The sequence below is a fragment of the Paenibacillus tritici genome, assembly GCF_013204885.1.
GTDB lineage: Bacteria > Bacillota > Bacilli > Paenibacillales > Paenibacillaceae > Paenibacillus_AQ > Paenibacillus_AQ tritici.
The window spans coordinates 14,602-32,006 of record NZ_JABMKX010000007.1; the positions used below are offsets into that span (position 1 = coordinate 14,602).

The 17,405-nt window shown below is 54.2% G+C and carries 16 protein-coding genes; 2 read left to right on the plus strand and 14 right to left on the minus strand.

What is annotated here, in order from left to right; genetic code table 11:
* Nucleotides 1–134: 134 nt before the first annotated feature.
* From HQN87_RS13470 to hxlA, 4 genes are all read right to left on the minus strand, one after another.
* On the minus strand, nt 135–1,271 hold the full coding sequence (locus HQN87_RS13470) for an NADH-dependent flavin oxidoreductase (protein ID WP_173133769.1): 1,137 nt from the start codon (nt 1,269–1,271) through the stop codon (nt 135–137).
* Between the two features lie 92 nt (nt 1,272–1,363).
* The gene (locus HQN87_RS13475) at nt 1,364–1,738 is read right to left on the minus strand and encodes a winged helix-turn-helix transcriptional regulator (RefSeq protein WP_173133772.1); all 375 of its coding nucleotides are present in this window, start codon (nt 1,736–1,738) and stop codon (nt 1,364–1,366) included.
* Nucleotides 1,739–1,840: 102 nt separating this feature from the next.
* Nucleotides 1,841–2,398, minus strand: a complete 558-nt coding sequence (hxlB, locus tag HQN87_RS13480) for a 6-phospho-3-hexuloisomerase (protein ID WP_173133775.1) — start codon at nt 2,396–2,398, stop codon at nt 1,841–1,843.
* Nucleotides 2,399–2,404: 6 nt separating this feature from the next.
* Complete coding sequence (gene hxlA, locus HQN87_RS13485; RefSeq protein WP_173133778.1) at nt 2,405–3,037, minus strand: 3-hexulose-6-phosphate synthase; 633 nt, start codon at nt 3,035–3,037, stop codon at nt 2,405–2,407.
* Between the two features lie 250 nt (nt 3,038–3,287).
* Here hxlA and HQN87_RS13490 point away from each other — a divergent pair, with 250 nt between their 5' ends.
* Complete coding sequence (locus HQN87_RS13490; RefSeq protein WP_173133781.1) at nt 3,288–4,676, plus strand: MATE family efflux transporter; 1,389 nt, start codon at nt 3,288–3,290, stop codon at nt 4,674–4,676.
* An 86-nt stretch (nt 4,677–4,762) separates the two neighbouring features.
* Here the strand turns inward: HQN87_RS13490 and HQN87_RS13495 are convergent, their stop codons facing one another.
* From HQN87_RS13495 to HQN87_RS13540, 10 genes are all read right to left on the minus strand, one after another.
* Nucleotides 4,763–6,088 carry an extracellular solute-binding protein gene (locus HQN87_RS13495; protein ID WP_173133795.1) on the minus strand — a complete coding sequence of 442 codons (1,326 nt, stop codon included), beginning with the start codon at nt 6,086–6,088 and terminating at the stop codon, nt 4,763–4,765.
* 114 nt (nt 6,089–6,202) lie between these two features.
* Nucleotides 6,203–7,003, minus strand: a complete 801-nt coding sequence (locus HQN87_RS13500) for a response regulator transcription factor (protein WP_173133798.1) — start codon at nt 7,001–7,003, stop codon at nt 6,203–6,205.
* Complete coding sequence (locus HQN87_RS13505; protein ID WP_173133803.1) at nt 6,966–8,762, minus strand: cache domain-containing sensor histidine kinase; 1,797 nt, start codon at nt 8,760–8,762, stop codon at nt 6,966–6,968. The genes HQN87_RS13500 and HQN87_RS13505 overlap by 38 nt, the downstream gene beginning before the upstream one ends.
* A 174-nt stretch (nt 8,763–8,936) precedes the next feature.
* A complete protein-coding gene (locus HQN87_RS13510; protein ID WP_173133806.1) occupies nt 8,937–9,179 on the minus strand; it encodes a hypothetical protein in 243 nt (80 codons plus the stop codon).
* 212 nt (nt 9,180–9,391) lie between these two features.
* Nucleotides 9,392–9,622, minus strand: coding sequence for a cold-shock protein (locus HQN87_RS13515; protein ID WP_173133808.1), 231 nt, complete (start codon nt 9,620–9,622; stop codon nt 9,392–9,394).
* An 86-nt stretch (nt 9,623–9,708) separates the two neighbouring features.
* Nucleotides 9,709–9,909 carry a cold-shock protein gene (locus tag HQN87_RS13520; protein WP_019914790.1) on the minus strand — a complete coding sequence of 67 codons (201 nt, stop codon included), beginning with the start codon at nt 9,907–9,909 and terminating at the stop codon, nt 9,709–9,711.
* A 281-nt stretch (nt 9,910–10,190) separates the two neighbouring features.
* A complete protein-coding gene (locus tag HQN87_RS13525; RefSeq protein ID WP_173133811.1) occupies nt 10,191–10,469 on the minus strand; it encodes a hypothetical protein in 279 nt (92 codons plus the stop codon).
* A gap of 69 nt (nt 10,470–10,538) precedes the next feature.
* A complete protein-coding gene (locus HQN87_RS13530) occupies nt 10,539–11,645 on the minus strand; it encodes an MBL fold metallo-hydrolase (RefSeq protein WP_173133813.1) in 1,107 nt (368 codons plus the stop codon).
* A 19-nt stretch (nt 11,646–11,664) separates the two neighbouring features.
* Nucleotides 11,665–12,981 (minus strand): DUF3999 family protein, encoded by a 1,317-nt coding sequence (locus tag HQN87_RS13535; protein WP_173133815.1) that lies wholly within the window; start codon nt 12,979–12,981, stop codon nt 11,665–11,667.
* Nucleotides 12,947–15,517: a DUF2339 domain-containing protein gene (locus tag HQN87_RS13540; RefSeq protein WP_173133817.1), complete on the minus strand. Its 2,571-nt coding sequence runs from the start codon at nt 15,515–15,517 to the stop codon at nt 12,947–12,949. Before HQN87_RS13540 ends, HQN87_RS13535 begins: the two co-directional genes overlap by 35 nt.
* Before the next feature lie 190 nt (nt 15,518–15,707).
* Between HQN87_RS13540 and HQN87_RS13545 the strand changes: the two genes are divergently transcribed.
* Nucleotides 15,708–16,913, plus strand: coding sequence for a polysaccharide deacetylase family protein (locus HQN87_RS13545; protein WP_173133828.1), 1,206 nt, complete (start codon nt 15,708–15,710; stop codon nt 16,911–16,913).
* The last annotated feature ends 492 nt before the right edge of the window (nt 16,914–17,405 follow it).

Below are 17,405 nucleotides of genomic sequence, written 5' to 3' on the forward strand. Positions count from 1 at the left end.
GCCCTTTGCAGCCGAACACAGCAGCCTCAGGGGAGGTGTTTCCCAACCAACAAAAGAAACCCAGGGCAGCCTCTATTGGGGGCTGCCCTGGGTTTATATTACGATATAACCGCAGACAGTCACCGCCCTGCAGATTATTGCTTGAGCGGCAGCCAGCCCGGCGTATGGATCAGCGCTCTCCAGAGCGGGTCCGGGATCACAAGCTCCGCCTGGGCGGCCGGATCAAGCTCGGTCTTCATCTCATCCGTCCGTCCTTCCGCTACCTTCTGCACCCAGTCCGGTTCAATCAGAAGCGGACGGCCCAGCGCCACCAGGCTGATTCCGCTGTCCAGACTCTTCAGGGCATCGGCGGCAGTATAGAGGGAGCCGACTCCGATTACCGGAGTCTTGCCTCCCACACGTTCCACAATCTGTTCAATCCGCGGGCGGCTGTCTTCCGTCCCCCGGTGCGGCAGCGACCATAGATCCATCAGGGACACATGCAGATAATCAAGCCCCTCCGCGCTCAGCGCATCAATAAGCGCAAAGGTCTCGGCCATCGTAATTCCCGGTGTCTCCGGCTCTTCAGGGGAGAAGCGGTAGCCGACAAGGAAAGCACCCTGTGCATGCTGCTTCACCGCATCCTTGACACTGCGCAGAACCGCCAGCGGGAAGGCCAGGCGTTTCTGCAGATCCCCGCCCCAGCGGTCTTCGCGTCTGTTGGAATGCGGGGAGAAGAACTGCTGCAGCAGATACCCGTTCGCGCCGTGAATCTCTACCCCATCGAATCCGGCCTCGATAGCCCGGCGGGTCGCTTCTCCGAAGTCAGCGATAATCCCGGTGATCTCTTCCTCTGTCAACGGGCGCGGGACCGCACCCTGTCCGCCGCCAGGCAGCTCGGACGGCACATCGCTTGCACTGACAGGCTGCCCGTCAACCAATTGCTCAGGCGGGCATTGGCGTCCGCCATGGAAGATCTGGAGCACCGCCTTCGCTCCTTCGCCCTTGATGGCATCCGCCAGCTCACGCAGACTCGGAATCAGCCTGTCATGGTCAGCTCCGAATTCGCCGGGGAAGCCTTTTCCGCCGCGTGACACATATACACATGCGGTAATCACCATCCCCGCTCCCCCGGAGCGGCGGATATAATAATCAAGCTCCGCCCGAGAGACCGTCCCATCCTCATTCGAGGAGAAATTGGTCATCGGCGCCATGACAACACGATTCTTCAGTTCAATCCCGTTCGTGAAGTTGAACGACTCCAGCAACGGGCTATATTCTGTCTTTAGCATAACTTCCAGGCCTCCAATTATCTAATCATCTCAAATGTTAGTATACAACTTAATTTTGCACAATACAAATAGAACGCCTTCGTTTGCAGATGTTATCTATCACAGGTAGGTGCATCTTTCCAGATGACCTTCTCCCCGTAATTCTTGCCCCAGTCATACATCATGCGAAGTACAGGCATCAGCGTATGTCCATACTCCGTCAAGGAGTATTCTACTCGCGGAGGAACCTCCGCATACACCTGCCGGAATACAAGCTGATCCTCTTCCAGTTCCCGCAGCTGGTTGGTCAGCATCTTCTGGGTGATATGGGGAATTAGCCTCTTCAGTTCGCTGAACCGCTTGGTCCCTTCCAGACCCAGGTGCCACAGTATAATCAGCTTCCACTTGCCGCCGATAACAGCGAGCGTAAGCTCCTTCTCGCAATTAATTTCCTTCAGGTTAATGCGGTCTTTAATTTCAGTTGCCAATATCTAGCCCCCTTCCGGCTATAATCATACTACCTCTCCATCTCTGGAAGAAATAGAAGGATGCTCCCCCGTCAAGGAAAGCATCCGTTTCATAACTGTATTCTATTCCAAATTGGCATGTTTGCCAAACATCCGGCCCGTGGTCTGGCCTGTCTGCTCCATAATCCGCAGAATGACAGCATCGTAGAATACGAGCAGCGTCTGTTCAAACAAGGAGGCCATCGGCTGGAGTGTGGCATAACCTCCGCCGGACTGATCCTTGGGGGAACCCGGCAGCTTGACCGTATAATCGGCCAGACGCCCGAGTGCCGAGTCCGGCACGATGGTCACCAGCACTACCGCTGCGCCTATAGCCTTGGCTTTCTCCGCCATGGACACCAGCCCCTTCGTCTCCCCGGAGCCGGAGCCAAGCACCAGTACATCGCCGGGGCCGATCCCCGGGGTGACCGTCTCCCCGACAACAAACGCCGCTTGCCCCGCCTGCATCAGCCGCATGGCGAAGGCCCGGCCCATCAGGCCGGAACGGCCGGCGCCCGCCACGAAGATCTGGCCGGAGCGCAACAGCAGCTCTGCCATTGCCTCCCCTTCTCCGGCGTCCAGCCCGGAGACTGAGCCTTGGAGCTCCTTCACAATCTGCTGTGCGTAATGCCTCGTCTCCATAGCAGATTACGCCTGGCTTACAAGGCGCTTCATTTCCGCCGCTGCCGCTGCCGCGTCCGCTTCGCCGGTAATACCGCCGCCGACAATCACCAGATCAGGCTTCGCCGCAATGACTTCAGGCAGTGTACTCAGCTTAATGCCGCCCGCGATTGCGGTTTTGGCCCGGGTAACCACGCTCTTAATCGCTCTCAGATCCTCGAAGGAATTCTTCCCTTCGGCCTGATGGTCATAACCGGAGTGTACACAGACGTAGTCTACGCCCAGCGCATCCACCTCAGCGGCTCTGGCCTTCAGATCCTTCACATTGATCAGATCGACCAGGATTTCCGCTCCTGTCTTCTTCGCTTCCTCCACCGCCCCGCGGATGGTTGAATCATCGGAGACACCCAGTACGGTCACAATGCCTGCGCCAGCTTCTACAGCCTTCATTACTTCATAGCCTCCGGCATCCATAATCTTGAGATCGGCCAGCACCGTAAGTGCCGGAAAAGCTTCCTTAATCGCTTTTACCGCATGTAAGCCTTCATTAATAACAACCGGTGTTCCAATTTCGACAACATCTATAAATTCAGCCACTTCTGCCACAATAGCCTTGGCTCCCGCAATATCGACCAGATCGAGCGCTAACTGTAATTTCATAAGTTTCAGATCTCCTCATCGTTAATATATTTTCGTAAGTGATGTACTTAGTTTAGGGATATACTGCCGATAAGGGAAGTAGGCACTTTATTGTGATGTAGTTACCCGGAGGATACTATTGGGCTGAACCGGGACTTTGTTTGTTTATTTTGGTATTTCTGAAATTGTACTGCATTTTCACAAAAGCTGTGCTACCATACATTAGATTCAATATTTTCAGCCGTAAGGAATAACCATAAGAAGGTGTACGATGGATACAAACAAACCCAAAGAATTCAATTTACTGAAGCTGACCTGGCCGATTTTCCTGGAGCTGTTCCTGTTCATGCTCATGGGTAGTGTGGATACGTTCATGATCAGCTCCGTGTCCGATGATGCCGTCTCCGGTGTCGGGGCAGCCAATCAGATCATCGCCATAGCCATTCTGGCCCTCAGTGTCATCGGGAACGGCGCCGCTATAGTCGTGTCGCAGTATCTCGGCTCCAGACAGCCGAAGGAAGCGGCCAGGGTAACCGGCAATGCCGTAAGCCTGAACTTAGCGGTAGGAATTATACTGAGTATAGCCATGCTGCTGTTCGGGGGCAGTCTGCTGAATGTGCTGAACATAAAGGGTGATATTCTCGAATATGCCAAGGCCTATATTCATATTGTCGGAGGCGGGATCTTCCTGCAGGCGCTAATCAATGCCCTGGCGGCGACCATCCGCACACATGGCTTCACCAAGCAGACCATGGCGGTCTCGCTGCTGATGAACGTCATCCATGTCGGCGGCAATTACCTGCTGATCTTCGGCCATTTCGGACTGCCAGCGCTCGGCGTAGAGGGGGCGGCCATTTCAACGGTGATCAGCCGTTTTATCGCTCTGATTCTTTTCTTCCTGCTGCTCTACCGGATTATGGAGGTACGTGTGAAATGGCACTACTACATTCATCTCTCTAGAAAATACGTGCTGCAGATTCTCAAAATCGGCATCCCGTCCGCCTTCGAATCGGTGATCTACCAGTGCTGCCAGCTGATCTTCACCTTGTACATTACTTATCTGGGCGCCGAAGCTATGGCCACCCGCCAGTATGCAGTCAACATCTCCAACTACATCTTCCTGTTCAGCGTAGCGGTAGCGATGGGCACCTCGATCATTGTCGGTCATCTCGTCGGCGCAAGGCGGCCACAGGAGGCTTACTCACGGGTATTCACCAGTGTGAAGTGGGCGCTGCTGGTTACCATCCTGATGGACGGGGTGGTCATTCTCTTCCGTGTACCGTTAATGAGTCTGTTCACGGATAATGAGCTGATTATCGCCATGGGCGCACAGGTCATCCTGCTCAGCTTCTTCCTGGAGACCGGCCGGACCTGCAACCTGGTCATCATCAACTCGCTGCGCGCTTCGGGCGATGCCAAGTTCCCGGTCTATATGGGCCTGATCTCCATGGTGTGCATGAGTCTGCCGCTGGGTTATTATCTGGTATTCACGCTTGATCTCGGTCTTGCCGGGGTATGGCTGGCCACCGCGTTCGACGAATGGGTGCGGGCGGTGATTATGTACTTCCGCTGGAAGAGCAGAGCCTGGGAGAAGCATGGCCTGATCCAGCATGAACCGGCAGAACCACCGGTCACGGCTCCGGCTGCTCCCGCCCATTAATCATTACTTATATATTCAAATAAGGGATGCTCATCAGCCATATTTCCGGCTGATGGACATCCCTTTGTTGTGAGCCTGCAAGAGGTTCAGTTTCCTTTGGCTACAGCTTCCTTATGTCTGGCTGCGAACTGCCCGGGCGTCACCGCCTTGCCGAACAGCGCCTGGATCATATCCAGATGGACCTGGGCGGCATTCGGCTTCATCTGCACATCAGCGAACAACGTAATGCTGCTGGCATTGTTCAGCTCATTCAGCAGTTCGACGTACAGCTGCGGCAGCGCTTCGTTCGTGGTATCGACCTTGGTTGCCGGAATCACTCCCGCACTGGTTACCGAGGCCTGTCCCCATTTGAATACGAAGTATTCGACAAAAGCCTTCGCCTCCTCCTTAACCTTGGAGGATTCCGCTACAAACAGTCCGACACCCGGACCGCCTACCCAGCTGTTAAAGCTCCCCTTCCCGCCTTCCACCATCGGAAATTTGAAGAAGCCGACCTTATCCTTGAAGGTCTGCGAAATCTCCGGATTCGTTGTGAAGTTGGGCAGCTCCCAGGTACCGGTCAAGTACATGGCCGCTTTTTCATCCATGAATTCCGATTTGCCCTCATCATAGGACAATCCGTTGAAGCCGCTGTTGAAGGCGTTCATATCCACCAGCGTCTGCACTTCAGCCGCAGCCCGGACCAGACCCGGATCATCGAAGTAGCCCGTCCCCTTCGTCGCCCGCTTCAGAGTCTCGCTTCCGGCAATGCGGTCGGCCAGATACATATACCATATCGAGCCTGTCCACCGGTCCTTATTGCCCAGCGCCACCGGAGCCACGCCATGGCTGGAGAGCGCTCTCACCACACTCTTGAACTCCTCATACGTAGAAGGCACATGAAGATTATATTGGGCGAAGATCTCTTTATTATAGAAGATCGGCGAGATGTTCATCTCCAGAGGCAGCGCATAGGTCTTGTTATCGACAACGTAGGCCTCTGTAGTGCTCTTCACGAACTTATCCTTAAGCTGTGCACCCTGCAGGATGTCGTCCAGCGGAGCGAATAAGCCGCCTCTCACATAAGGCTCAATGAAGCCTGCCGCCCAGGTTATGCCCACATCCGGAAGGTCATTGGAGGCGGAGAGTACCTTAAGCTTGTTCTTGTACTGCTCATTCTCAAGCACTTCCTGCTTGATGATTATATTGGGATGCTCTTTCTCATATTCCCCGATAATCTGGCTAACCAGCTTATACTGCTGGGCGGAGAGCCCGGCGGGCCATAAGTGCATCATCTGAATGGTTATTGTGGGGGCTGAGGCATCTGTAGCTGCCTGCACACTATTATTGTCTCCCGCAGAGCCGCAGCCGCTCAGAACAAGCAACCATACACAGGCCAGGAGCAGACCCTTGGTTATGTGATTCCTTCGCATTTCCATTGCCTCCCAGTCTCCCATTGCAAAAGGCCGATGTAATCGCTATCAGTAAAATTCTAGCATCGCACCCGGAGGGATATAAGGGCACACTTATTGGCTAAAATACCACTTTTATTGGATTTCATGAGACCCGCCCTTCACCTGATGCCGGTAACGGCTCGGGCTTATCCCCTCTAAGGACTTGAATACCTTGATGAAATACTTGTCCGTACGATACCCTACACGCTCCCCGATCTCCCCGATCGTCAGCGGGGTCTGCAGCAGTAATTCCTTCGCCCGCTGAATCCGCAGACGCGCCAGATATTCAGTGAAGGACACTCCGGCCTGTTCCTTGAACAGCACGCTGAAATAGCTGGCATTGAGATGAATCAGCCCCGCCACCTCCGCCATCGTCAATTGTTCATGCAGATGCTGCTCCACATAGGCAATCGCTTCTTTGACCGGCTGGCCCATCCCCGCCTGATCCGGGTCAATCTGCAGCAGCTTATGATCCACCAGCTTCTCCAGCTTCACATGACGCTGATGCTCTTCCTCCCGCTTCAGCGCATCCTCGACCACAGACAGCAGCTCGGCCTTGTCCAGCGGCTTGAGCAGATAATTAACTGCCCCCAGCCGCATCGCCTGCTGCACATAATCAAATTCGGCATAACCGGAGATGACAATGATCACCGGCTTCCAAGGCGATTCCTGAAATGACTGGATCAGATCCAGCCCGCTGACTTCGGGCATGCGCACATCCGTAATCAGCAGATGGACCCGCTCCTGCCGCAGCCGCTCGCGCGCTTCAACCCCGTTGTCACAAGTCTCCACCATATATCGGCCTGCCGCCCATAACTCCAGCGTCTGCTTGATGCCCTGCCGTGTTCTTGGTTCATCATCTACGACCAGAATGGTCCTGTTGCCCAGACTCATGGGTATATCCTCCATTGCTCGGAATTTCAAATGTTATTACAGTCCCTTCGGATAACCTGCTCTCCACAATCAGGCCCTCCGACCGGGTGGCTTCCTCGGCGTAATACAGCTTCAGCCGCCGCTGGACGTTCACAAGACCCACTCCGCTGCCTTTGGCAGAGATGGGCGGCCCGCCTTCCAGCGCATCCCGCAGTGCCAGCAAGGTGCCCTCATCCATGCCGGGCCCGTTGTCCGACACCTTCACGGAGGTCCACCCTTCACGCGGGGAAGGGGTGATCACAACTTCAATACTGCCGCTGCCGACACGGCTCTCCACTCCATGGAGAATGGCATTCTCCACAATCGGCTGAATCAGCAGCTTGGGCACCAGAACAGCCGCCTCATTCGGGTCCAGAGTGATCTCCCAGGACAGGCGGTCTCCCATCCGCATCTCCATAATTTTCAGATAACGCCTGATCTGTTCAACCTCTTCACTGAGCGTTACCCACTCGTCTTTATTATTAGGACTGCCAATAATATAGCGGAACAGCCTGGACATAACCACAACTAATCCGGCCAGCTCCTCCTCCCCTTTCTCCTCCAGCGACCAGTTGAAGGCCTCCAGTGTGTTGAACAGGAAATGCGGGTTGATCTGGGCCTGCAAGGCCTTAAGCTCGGTACGGCTCTGCAGCACTTCCTTCTCATAGACGACCCTGATCAGATCATTGATATTCGCCACCATACCATTGTAGGTGTTATTCAGCTCACGCAGCTCTATGGTAGACACCTTTTGTGAATTCGGGGTCAGTACGCCCAGGCGGGATTTGCGCATGGCCCGGATTAGATGAATAATCGGCCGCGTGATCATTGTGGACAGCAGGAAGGACATGATCAGGAACAGCAGGGTTCCAATCCCCCCCGACAACAGCAGCACCGTCCGCAGCACGGACAGGCCCTTGGTCACGTAGCTGACCGGAGTCAGCACCAGTAACGTCCATTGGGTCTTATCCGAGCGCAGCTTGACCTGCACATACTCCTTGCCCCTGAAGTTCACCGTCTGATCCCCGCTCTCCAGCAGCGGCAGCAGATCCTCCTTCGGCGTCTCCATGCTGCCGAGGGACTGGCCCTCATCGTTCACCAGCAGCACCGACTCCCCTCCGTCACTGCCGGCGATCTGATCATCCAGTTGGAAGTAGCTCCGCTGGATGCGGGCCATCAGGTAGCCTCCCCGCGAGAACCAGCGGTCCATCAGGCTGACCTGGCGGATCGCCAGCAGGCTCTGGTCATCATGCGGATCGACGCCGATCCACACCAGCCGGCCCTTCTGGGTATTAGCCTCAGTGATATGCGGATCGCTGATTCGGGTCTCCAGGCTGCCCTCCTTAATCGGGAACAGCAGCCTGTAATCGGCGGTATACAGCTCAAGCGAACCCACGCTTGGCATGTACGCCTGGTAGCTGGAGATAATCTGCAGCAGCGACTGGCGCTGATTGAAGGATACTTCATTGCCGTTCAGCTCCTCCAGCAGCAATTGCTGAACTGTAGGATGATTCGCCACCTGCTCCATCAGGCCGTCAATCTGGCCGATCAGCGCATCCAGCCGCCCGTTGGCCTGAACGGCCGTCTGCTGGATATGCCGCTCGGCATTATTTTTGAGCAGAATGGATACCCGGTCGTACACAAACGCCCCTGAGACCAGAATAATGATCAGCATAACCAGCAAAAAACCGATGAATATCTGATTACGCAGTGTATTAAGTTCTCTGAATCTCTGAAACATCGGAATTCCTTCTTTCCCTGGCAGCGTTTCCAACTCTATTCTCCAAAACTCGGGAGGTTTGTCAAGAGAAATCATTGTGCGCAGGCGGAAACCGGAACAACAGCAAAGAGCCCCAGAGCGCAGTTCTCCCCTTCAAGGAGCTGTCCAAGGGCTTCGGCAGCGTGCACCAGATCATTAGATGAGCATCAGCGGAGTGAGCCACTTCAGCTCCAGAGCTACCCACAATAAGGCCAGCAGGCCGGCGCCAATGATGTAGGCCCATACCTTCCGGCGGGTTGGCTGCAGAGAAATATCCAGAACAACTATAATAATGGCTAAAGCAGGAACAACTGCAAGCAGGACTGGATTGCGGTAATGGATATTCACCAGATTCAAAATAGCCATAACCAGAAGCAGCAGCCTAAGATATTTGTTCATTCCCGCGCCCCCTCCTAAAAGATGAGACATTATTCCAATTATGTTTCCTTCATCCACTTCTCTACTATCCCTTGATCCCCTGATATTGTCAACCCCGGTTACCCGGTGCAGGATTTACGGCAAAAAAAATAGCCCGTTCCCGGCAAGGGAACTGACTGCTATGGCGTTGTTGCTATATGCTGATTCTGTACAAAGCGTCCGGGAAGCGGCAATTAACGGATCGTAATGCCCTTCTTGATCGCCTTCATGTCCGAATTCGTATTCACAAGCATAGGCAGGATCTTCATACTTCTGGTCATTGGTGAATTGCACTGCCAGCAGGTAGGCACATATTGGAAGGCGAAGTTATCGCGCATCCACCCGGTGCAATCTTCCTTGGTGCAGGACCAAATGGCTGTGTCTTCCTGGGGAAGATCCTCCAGCGCTTTTTTACGAAAATACATAAGTACCCCTCCTAATAGCTTGATTGGCGTATTCTATAAAAAAAAGCTGCCCTCAACTTGTGTTAAGGGCAGCTTATTTGGGTTTATTACAGTTTTACAACGTTCTCAGCCTGTGGACCACGAGCGCCTTGAGTTACGTTGAACTCAACGCGTTGGCCTTCGTCCAAAGATTTGAAGCCGTCGCCAGTGATTGCGGAGAAGTGAACGAATACGTCGCTTCCACCTTCAACCTCGATAAAACCGAAACCTTTGTCTGCGTTGAACCATTTTACTGTACCTGTTTGCATGATATTACCTCCAAAGTTTTATTTAACACATGTCCTTTTATTCCTACGTATTGTACGAACAAATAAAAATTCACACATTGGAAAAGGCTCCATAAACACAAATGCTAACCTTTTACAATATGTGAATTAAGGGTTAAATTTATGATTAACTTCATTGTAGCACACTAATTCTCCAAATGCAAAGCATTAAGTGCAAATGAAGCAAATAAAGTTAAAATTTTAGAAATTGTGCCGGGCACACGGCCTCTTATGAGTAACCGCGTGCCCGGCAGCTATTGGGTTCAGTCGATATATCCAGCTAGTCCCTTGTCCATCAAATAATCCATTTCAGCATCCAGAATGGTCTCTACCGTCAGCTCGTCCAGCTTCACATCACGCTGTGCCGTAACATAATCGACCAGATCATCATTATCAATATCAATCTCGCCCTTGGCATTGGCCTTCGCCTGATTGATGAACGCCTGCTCGTGCTTCAGCACCAGCCGGATGACGGCCGGAGCCACCTTCGTCTGTGCAGACAATACTTCCACCAGTTCCTGCTCGTTCACTTCATTACTCATCTTCGTTAGTCAGCTCCTTGGCATTTATGCACAATGATTGTACCACAAGTCCCCTTAAGGCGCGCAGCCTCATCTCCACCAGGGGGAATCCGGATACGCGGGGGCACCTGCAGTTACAGTCTCTCCGATTCTTGGCGTAGCCAGCCGTACCCCTCTGCGCGCCGCAGCTGCTAAGATACGTTCCACCGGATCAGTCCAGTCATGCATGGACAGGGTGAATGCCCCCCAATGAATCGGAAGCAGCAGATCTCCCCGTACCTCTATATGTGCTTCTACTGTCTGCTCCGGCAGCATATGGATATCCGCCCAGCGCGGATCATATTGGCCGCATTCCATCAGCGTGAGATCAAAGGGGCCGTACTTCCGTCCAATCTCGGCAAAATGCGGACCATACCCGCTGTCCCCGCTGAAGAAGACTTTGGTCTTCTCGCCTTGGATAATCCAGGAACACCACAGCGTGGTGTTGCGGTCCAGCAGGCTCCGCCCGGAGAAATGACGCGCCGGAGCACTGGTGAAGGTAATCCCCGCGTAAGTAAGCGTATCGCCCCAGTCCTGCTCGCGGATCTTCTCCCCGCTCACCCCCCAGCGCCGCAGATGGGCACCAACGCCCAGCGGCACAATGAACAGGCCGACCTTATCCTTCAGCATGCGGATCGTCCCATAGTCAAGATGATCATAATGATCATGGGAGAGCACCACCGCATCCATCTGCGGCAGCCGGGAGATCTCCAGCGGAAGCTGCTTGCTGTAGCGGCGGCCGCCGATGAACGGGAACGGCGACGGGGCATTGCCGAGCATAGGGTCGAGGAACAGGGTAACGCCGTCCATCTCCAGCAGTACAGCCGAATGCCCGAACCAGGTGACCCGGGTATCGCGGCTCTGTCCGATGGATTCCGGCAACAGCCCCTGCGGCTGCAGCGGTTCAGCCGGTCTTGACCGCGGATTACCCTTGATAAAGTCTCTCAGAATGGAGAGGCCGCTGCCCCCGGCCTTCCCGCCGCTTAACTCAGCAGTCTGCGGATAAGCAAATTTGCCCTTACTGTAATGAAGCGAGCGGCTGTTCAGAAGCTTCTCCTGCTTCCCGGCCCTCCGCCCAAAGGCCGGGTAGACCGTCATGAGGAGATAGGCTGCGGCAACCACCGCAAGCAATACAACTGCAATTATGATCAGGGTCATGCGTGATCCTTCTTTCTTACTATTTAGTCCGTCCGAGCTTACGGGCAACAATGAGAATAAGCAGCAGCGAGACCGTGATAATAATGGCATTGAAGCCCCACTGGCCCTGGAACCAACCGCCTTGCTCCTGCGGTTCTTCCGCTGCTTCCGGCACTGCTGTCTCTGCACCGAGCGTAGCCTGTACCAGCTTCTCCCCGTCAATCCGGTCTTTGAAATTAATAATATCATACTGCGGTGCGGTAGCCAGAGTATTGCCGTAGATCAATGAATACGGCATCTCCTCCCCTCCCGCGAATACAAGCCGGTCCACCAGATACTCAATCTGAAGGTCCGTGATTGTAATCGGGGCATCATCCAGATTGTAGATTACAACCCGCAGGGACCCGGAAGAGGATGGTGCCAGCAGCTGGATCTCTGTCTGTGAAATCCGGGTATCCTTGAAATCGAGCCGGTACAGCTCCCCGCTTCCAGCCACCGGTATCCTTACCCCGTTACTGTCATAGAGTTCATACCTCCGCAGGAAATTGCCGGTGCTGCCGAGCTTCACCCTCCCAATCTTCAGCCGGTCCATGTTGCTTATAAGGATCTCGGTGCGATTCTCCACCTGGGTGATCTCCGTCTGCGGTGTCTTCTGCCGCAGGAATGCAGCCGTTCTCCACTCCCTGCTGCTGTCCACAAGCTTCAGGCCGGGGAATTCCAGCCCCTCCGGATTGTTCTTCACCACAAGCCGGTAATAGCTGAACTTGTAGCCGCGCTCCAGCGTAATGCTGTCTGCACTCAGTCCGTTTGTGGCATAGAGGTCCCCTGTGGCTACCTGCTCCCAGGCCAGCCCGTCATAGCCTCCCCACACCTCCACATGCTTCAGGAAGGATTCCGCCGGAAGCTCAATCACCAGCTTATTCCCCTGAATGTCTACATGCTCGGCAAGCGGCTTAATCTGGTAATCCAGCAGCGTATCCGTCCCCTTCACTGCCCTGTGGATCAGCGCCGAGGAATAGACGGCATCATGCTCTTCCACCGTCCGCTCTCCGTTCTCCAGGTAATACGGAACAGGAGCGCCGGTGCGGTCGGTTATACGCAGATCGCGCAGCTCCTCTGCTGCTGACCGGTATACTGCTTCATCCAGATACAATTCATAATAGGGAGCCGTCTCCGGGATGGAGAGTTCACGCGAGAACTTCCATTGCCCGCCGCCGGCCTTCACAGCCGCTTCAGGCGATGCCGCCGCACTCTGCGCCGGATAAACAACCGGGGGACTCAGCAGCAATCCGCCAAGGACCGCCAGCAGCACAGCCGCCGCTCTAGTTCTCTGTCCTGTCTTTCTCTTGCGGCGCATAGGCTTCCTCCATTCTGACCGATATCCGCTGATAGAGGTATGAGATCCCCAGCAGGCAGAGCCCGAAGCTGAAATAAGCGATGATCTTGCTGCCGGTGTTCAGCAGGGTCAGATCATAGAGCAGCAGCTTGCCGGTTGCCAGCAGGGACAGCCCCAATCCGAAACGGCGGATGTACAGATATCTTCGCCAGAAGCCGTACATAATGAACAGCACCGCCAGCAGCAGATAGATCAGACTGAAGGCCAGTCCGCCGTCACGCACCTGGATCTGCACCCCGAGGAATGCCGTAATCATCACCAGGAGATAGATGCCCATAGCTACAGGATACAGCTCAATATTCTTGTAATCGCGCAGCAGTGTAGTCCGCAGCAGCCTTGCGCCGCTGAACCACACGAACAGATTGAAGAGGATCAGCAGAACCAGCACCAGAACATCGGCTGCGGAGCTGCCGGACAACCCCTCCGGCAGGCTGGGCATACCGAGCGTGATGCCGATACAGATGGCATAAGTAATCCCGTACAGCAGCATGACCATGATGCCGACCACGGCATCATACAGGACCCTTATCTTCGGCAGCGCATAAGCGAGGCCGGAAGTGAGCAGTCCCGCCAGCAGCAGCTTATAGAATGCATTGTGCGCTGTATTCTCAGGCACCATCCAGTCATACAGACGCAGAGCCTCGTATATCAGGTACGCATAGAAGTTCACGATAGCGGCGTATTTGAACCAGACCGTAGCCTTCACCTCCGCAGGCGTGCTGCGCAGCAGAATGTCCTGGCTGGCATAGCGGAAGGCATACAATAAGGCCACAATACCCATTCCCGCCGTTACAAATGTATATTTCAGATCGAAATACGGATTGCTGTAGTAGACTACAGCATTAAGCTCAGATACCTGCAGCAGAACATCGAATCCGAAGAAGGTTAGCAGACAGAGCGCAAGGATTCCCCAGCCCGAGCGTTCCACTGCCTTGAAGCGGTACAGATGGCCGTAGACCGTAAGCGCCACGCCTTCCACCAGCCAGCCGATAGACCACCAGGCCGTGCCCAGCTGGAACGGAATCATCAGGATCGCAAAGGTTAAGGAGGTCACATAGAACAGCAGCTTGCTCTCCCTCTCCTGCGGCATCCGCTTCTCCAGCAGTACGCCAAGTCCCAGATACATCAGGCAGAAGGCCAGCGCCAGCGCGCCTGTGAATTCATTCAGACCTGCATCCAGGAAAAGAACATACAGCGTCACACAGCTAATGACTGTATTGCAGCCCAGCAGGCAGAAGTCCAGCCAGGTAAGCTTCGATTTGAACTTGAACGGGTACCAGAGCGTAATGCCCAGATACATCGCGAAGGTCAGCACCGCACAGAGGATACCCGCCGCACGGCTGTCCGCCAGGTTAATCAGCAGCAGGATCGAAGGTGTATTGAACAGGAAGCTGATGTAATTGACAACCACCCAGCGCTTGCGCAGGGAGATCAGCAGAATCAGCAGGTTGAGCACGAACAGATACCCCATCGCCGCGTACACGTCACTGCCCTGCAGCCCGAAAGCTCCTATGTAAGAGAAGAGCGGCAGATACCCTCCGACAAGGCCCATGGAGCAGATGGTCCGCGACTCGTAGCGCAGCGACAGCAGCACAGCGGACAGAGTGACCAGTACCGACAGGCCGATCCCGGCCCATAACCCGATAATCTCCAGTAAGAAATAGCTGTAAAAAATTGAGCCGTAAAGTACGGACACCCCGCCCCCGATCAGGCCGAGGGCAAAGGCCCCCCGCCCTTTGCGGAATAGCCATTCCCCGCCCGCCAGCATAACAGCCCCCAGCAGGAAGAAGGCGCTGCCCTTCATATAATCATTGAACCAGGTGGAATAGCTGTATTTGAACCCCGCCCCCACTGCCAGTAGGAGCAGCAGAATGCCCAGACGGTTGATCCAGTTCAGACCGATCTTCATCTCGATCCGGTTCTGCTTGCGGCGGCGCAGCAGGGTCTCCTCACTGACCCCTTCGGCTGCGAAATCATCCAGACCGCTGTCCATCGTACCCTTCAGGGACTTCCCGGTCTCCCGCTGCCATTGCCTGCGCAGCAGGATACTCTCATTCAGCTTCGCCTGCACCTCATCCAGGATATAGTTGATCTGTGTCTTCTCCTGACCCAGCTCACGGGCGCCTATTCTGTACATCTCCTCTATACGCCGCTTGGCTTCCTGCTCGAAGGATGTCAGCCGGTCGAGATAAGCGTGATCCCGGGAGGCGAAATACGTCTGCAGCTTCTGCCGCGATACCCGCAGAATGCCCAGCTTCTCATCCAGAATCTGCTCGGCGAGCGCGGTCCGCAGCTCCGAGTTGTCACGCTCCAGCCTGGCAGCCTGAGCCTTCAGCTCCTCCAGGATCAGCCTGCTCGCCCCATTCTCCTGCTTCAGAACTTCATTCTCGCGAACGAGATCACTGCTCTCATATTCTTCAATCAATGCCTGATACTCTTTCAACAGCCCGTCTTGCTGCTGCTGCACAGCCCTCATCCGGTCTCTGAAATCCTCCATAGCCGCCCCCCAGTATCTGCTAATCGGCAAATTGTTAATATATTCATTATAAATCTAATTACCACCGCAGGCTCTTCAAAAATCATCTGCCTCCAGTTTCCTGAAAAAAACGAATTTGTCACATTTTTGTCTTCCCGGACGTTATAGGTTTATTATTATCATTATATTCAAGACATAGGAGAACCGGACATTGAAACTTAACCTGCGACAACTGCAAAAACGTTATATCGTCTTATTGTTACTATTAGTAGTCTTCCTGCCTGTTCCTTTCAGAATGAAAGGTATGACCAAGCTTGAAATTACCGGCCTTGACGGAACCCGGATCACCACAGATGCTTATACGCTGACAGCGGATCATGAACTGATGCTGGATAAAGAAATCGCTGAGCGGGCGCTGGGCGCCCGGATCGGCTGGGAGAAGCAGGCTCCGCTTCCCACAGGCGTCTATTACAAAGATCAGGTTGCGGTATTGATGTACCATCATCTTGCTGTAGCACCGTTAACGCTCAATCCCGGAGTATTAACTGTCGGGCAGTTCGATGAACAGCTGCGGCTGCTGAAGCAGGAGGGCTTCCATATCATTACGATGCAGCAATACCGGCAGTTCATGCTGGAGAATGCTCCGGTTCCCGATAATGCCGTTCTGCTAACCTTCGATGACGGGTATGAGAGCTTTTATAAGCTGGCCTTCCCGATCCTGCAAAAGCACGGCTGCACCGCAGTGAACTTCATCATTGTATCTGATGTGGATCATCCGGATAAGCATCAGGTGCCCAAGCTGACCTGGGAGCAGATGCGGGAGATGAAGCGCGCCGGAATGGACTTCTATAATCATACGTACAATTTGCATTATTACGGCATTGTCGATGCAGAGGGGGGCACCCGTCCGGCGGCGAGCGCCTTGCTGTATATTGATGATGAGAACCGCAATGAACTGAATGAAGAATACTACAGAAGAGTAACCGGGGACCTGGCTCATGCAGAGCGCAGGCTGAAGGAGGAGCTGGGCAATACGGATTCGGCTATTGCTTTTCCGTACGGCTCCTATAATGACAAGCTGCTGGAGGCAAGTGATTCACTCGGTATCCGGCTGAAATTCAATATCGGGCAGGGCTTAAGCTCCAGAACAACGATGAACGCACCACGGATCAATGAAGGGGACCGGACCCTCGCGCCGGCGCTGTCCATAGAACGGCTGAAGCATCCGGCGCCGCCGATGGTTCTGAGTGTGAACTCCGTGCCGGTCCATCTTACCGGAGCTCCGCCGAAGCTGAGGAAGGGCAGATTAATGGTTCCGATAGATGCGCTAAGCAAAGCACTCGGAGTAGAGATGCAGTACGACCGCAGCAGTGGAAGCTTGAAGCTATCACCTGGCAGCCTGAACAAGGCAGGTTGAGCAGGGGATTCCTCGGAGGAGTAGCGCCGGAGGGGGGTGCCAGACGGGCAAATCCGCCTACCCCTTACCGCGCCTGCCGGACCGGCGGACCACAGGCTCGCGGCCTAACGTTACCTGTTCTTCCCGGTACATACACGAAGACTTCTTCCCGGTACATACACGAAGACCCTACGGGCAGCCCGTAGGGTCTTCAAAAGGTGAGAAGCGAATTTATAGTTATGCCGGGGTTCCAGTTGCTGGTTGCTGATGCTAATCCGGATAATAATCGGATGACATCCCGATTCTATCCGTCCTTCAAGCAGTACATGGGTTAATCAACTTTCCTGTCGGAAAACACACAATCATGCCCTTCCAAACATCTAATTGATACCTTCCACTTCCCACCTAAGCATTAATACCCGCTACAGCGGCACGTTAAACACCCCCGATACAACAAAGAGGATACTCCTTCACCATCTGCATGGATGCGGGAATATCCTCTATAGCAACAAT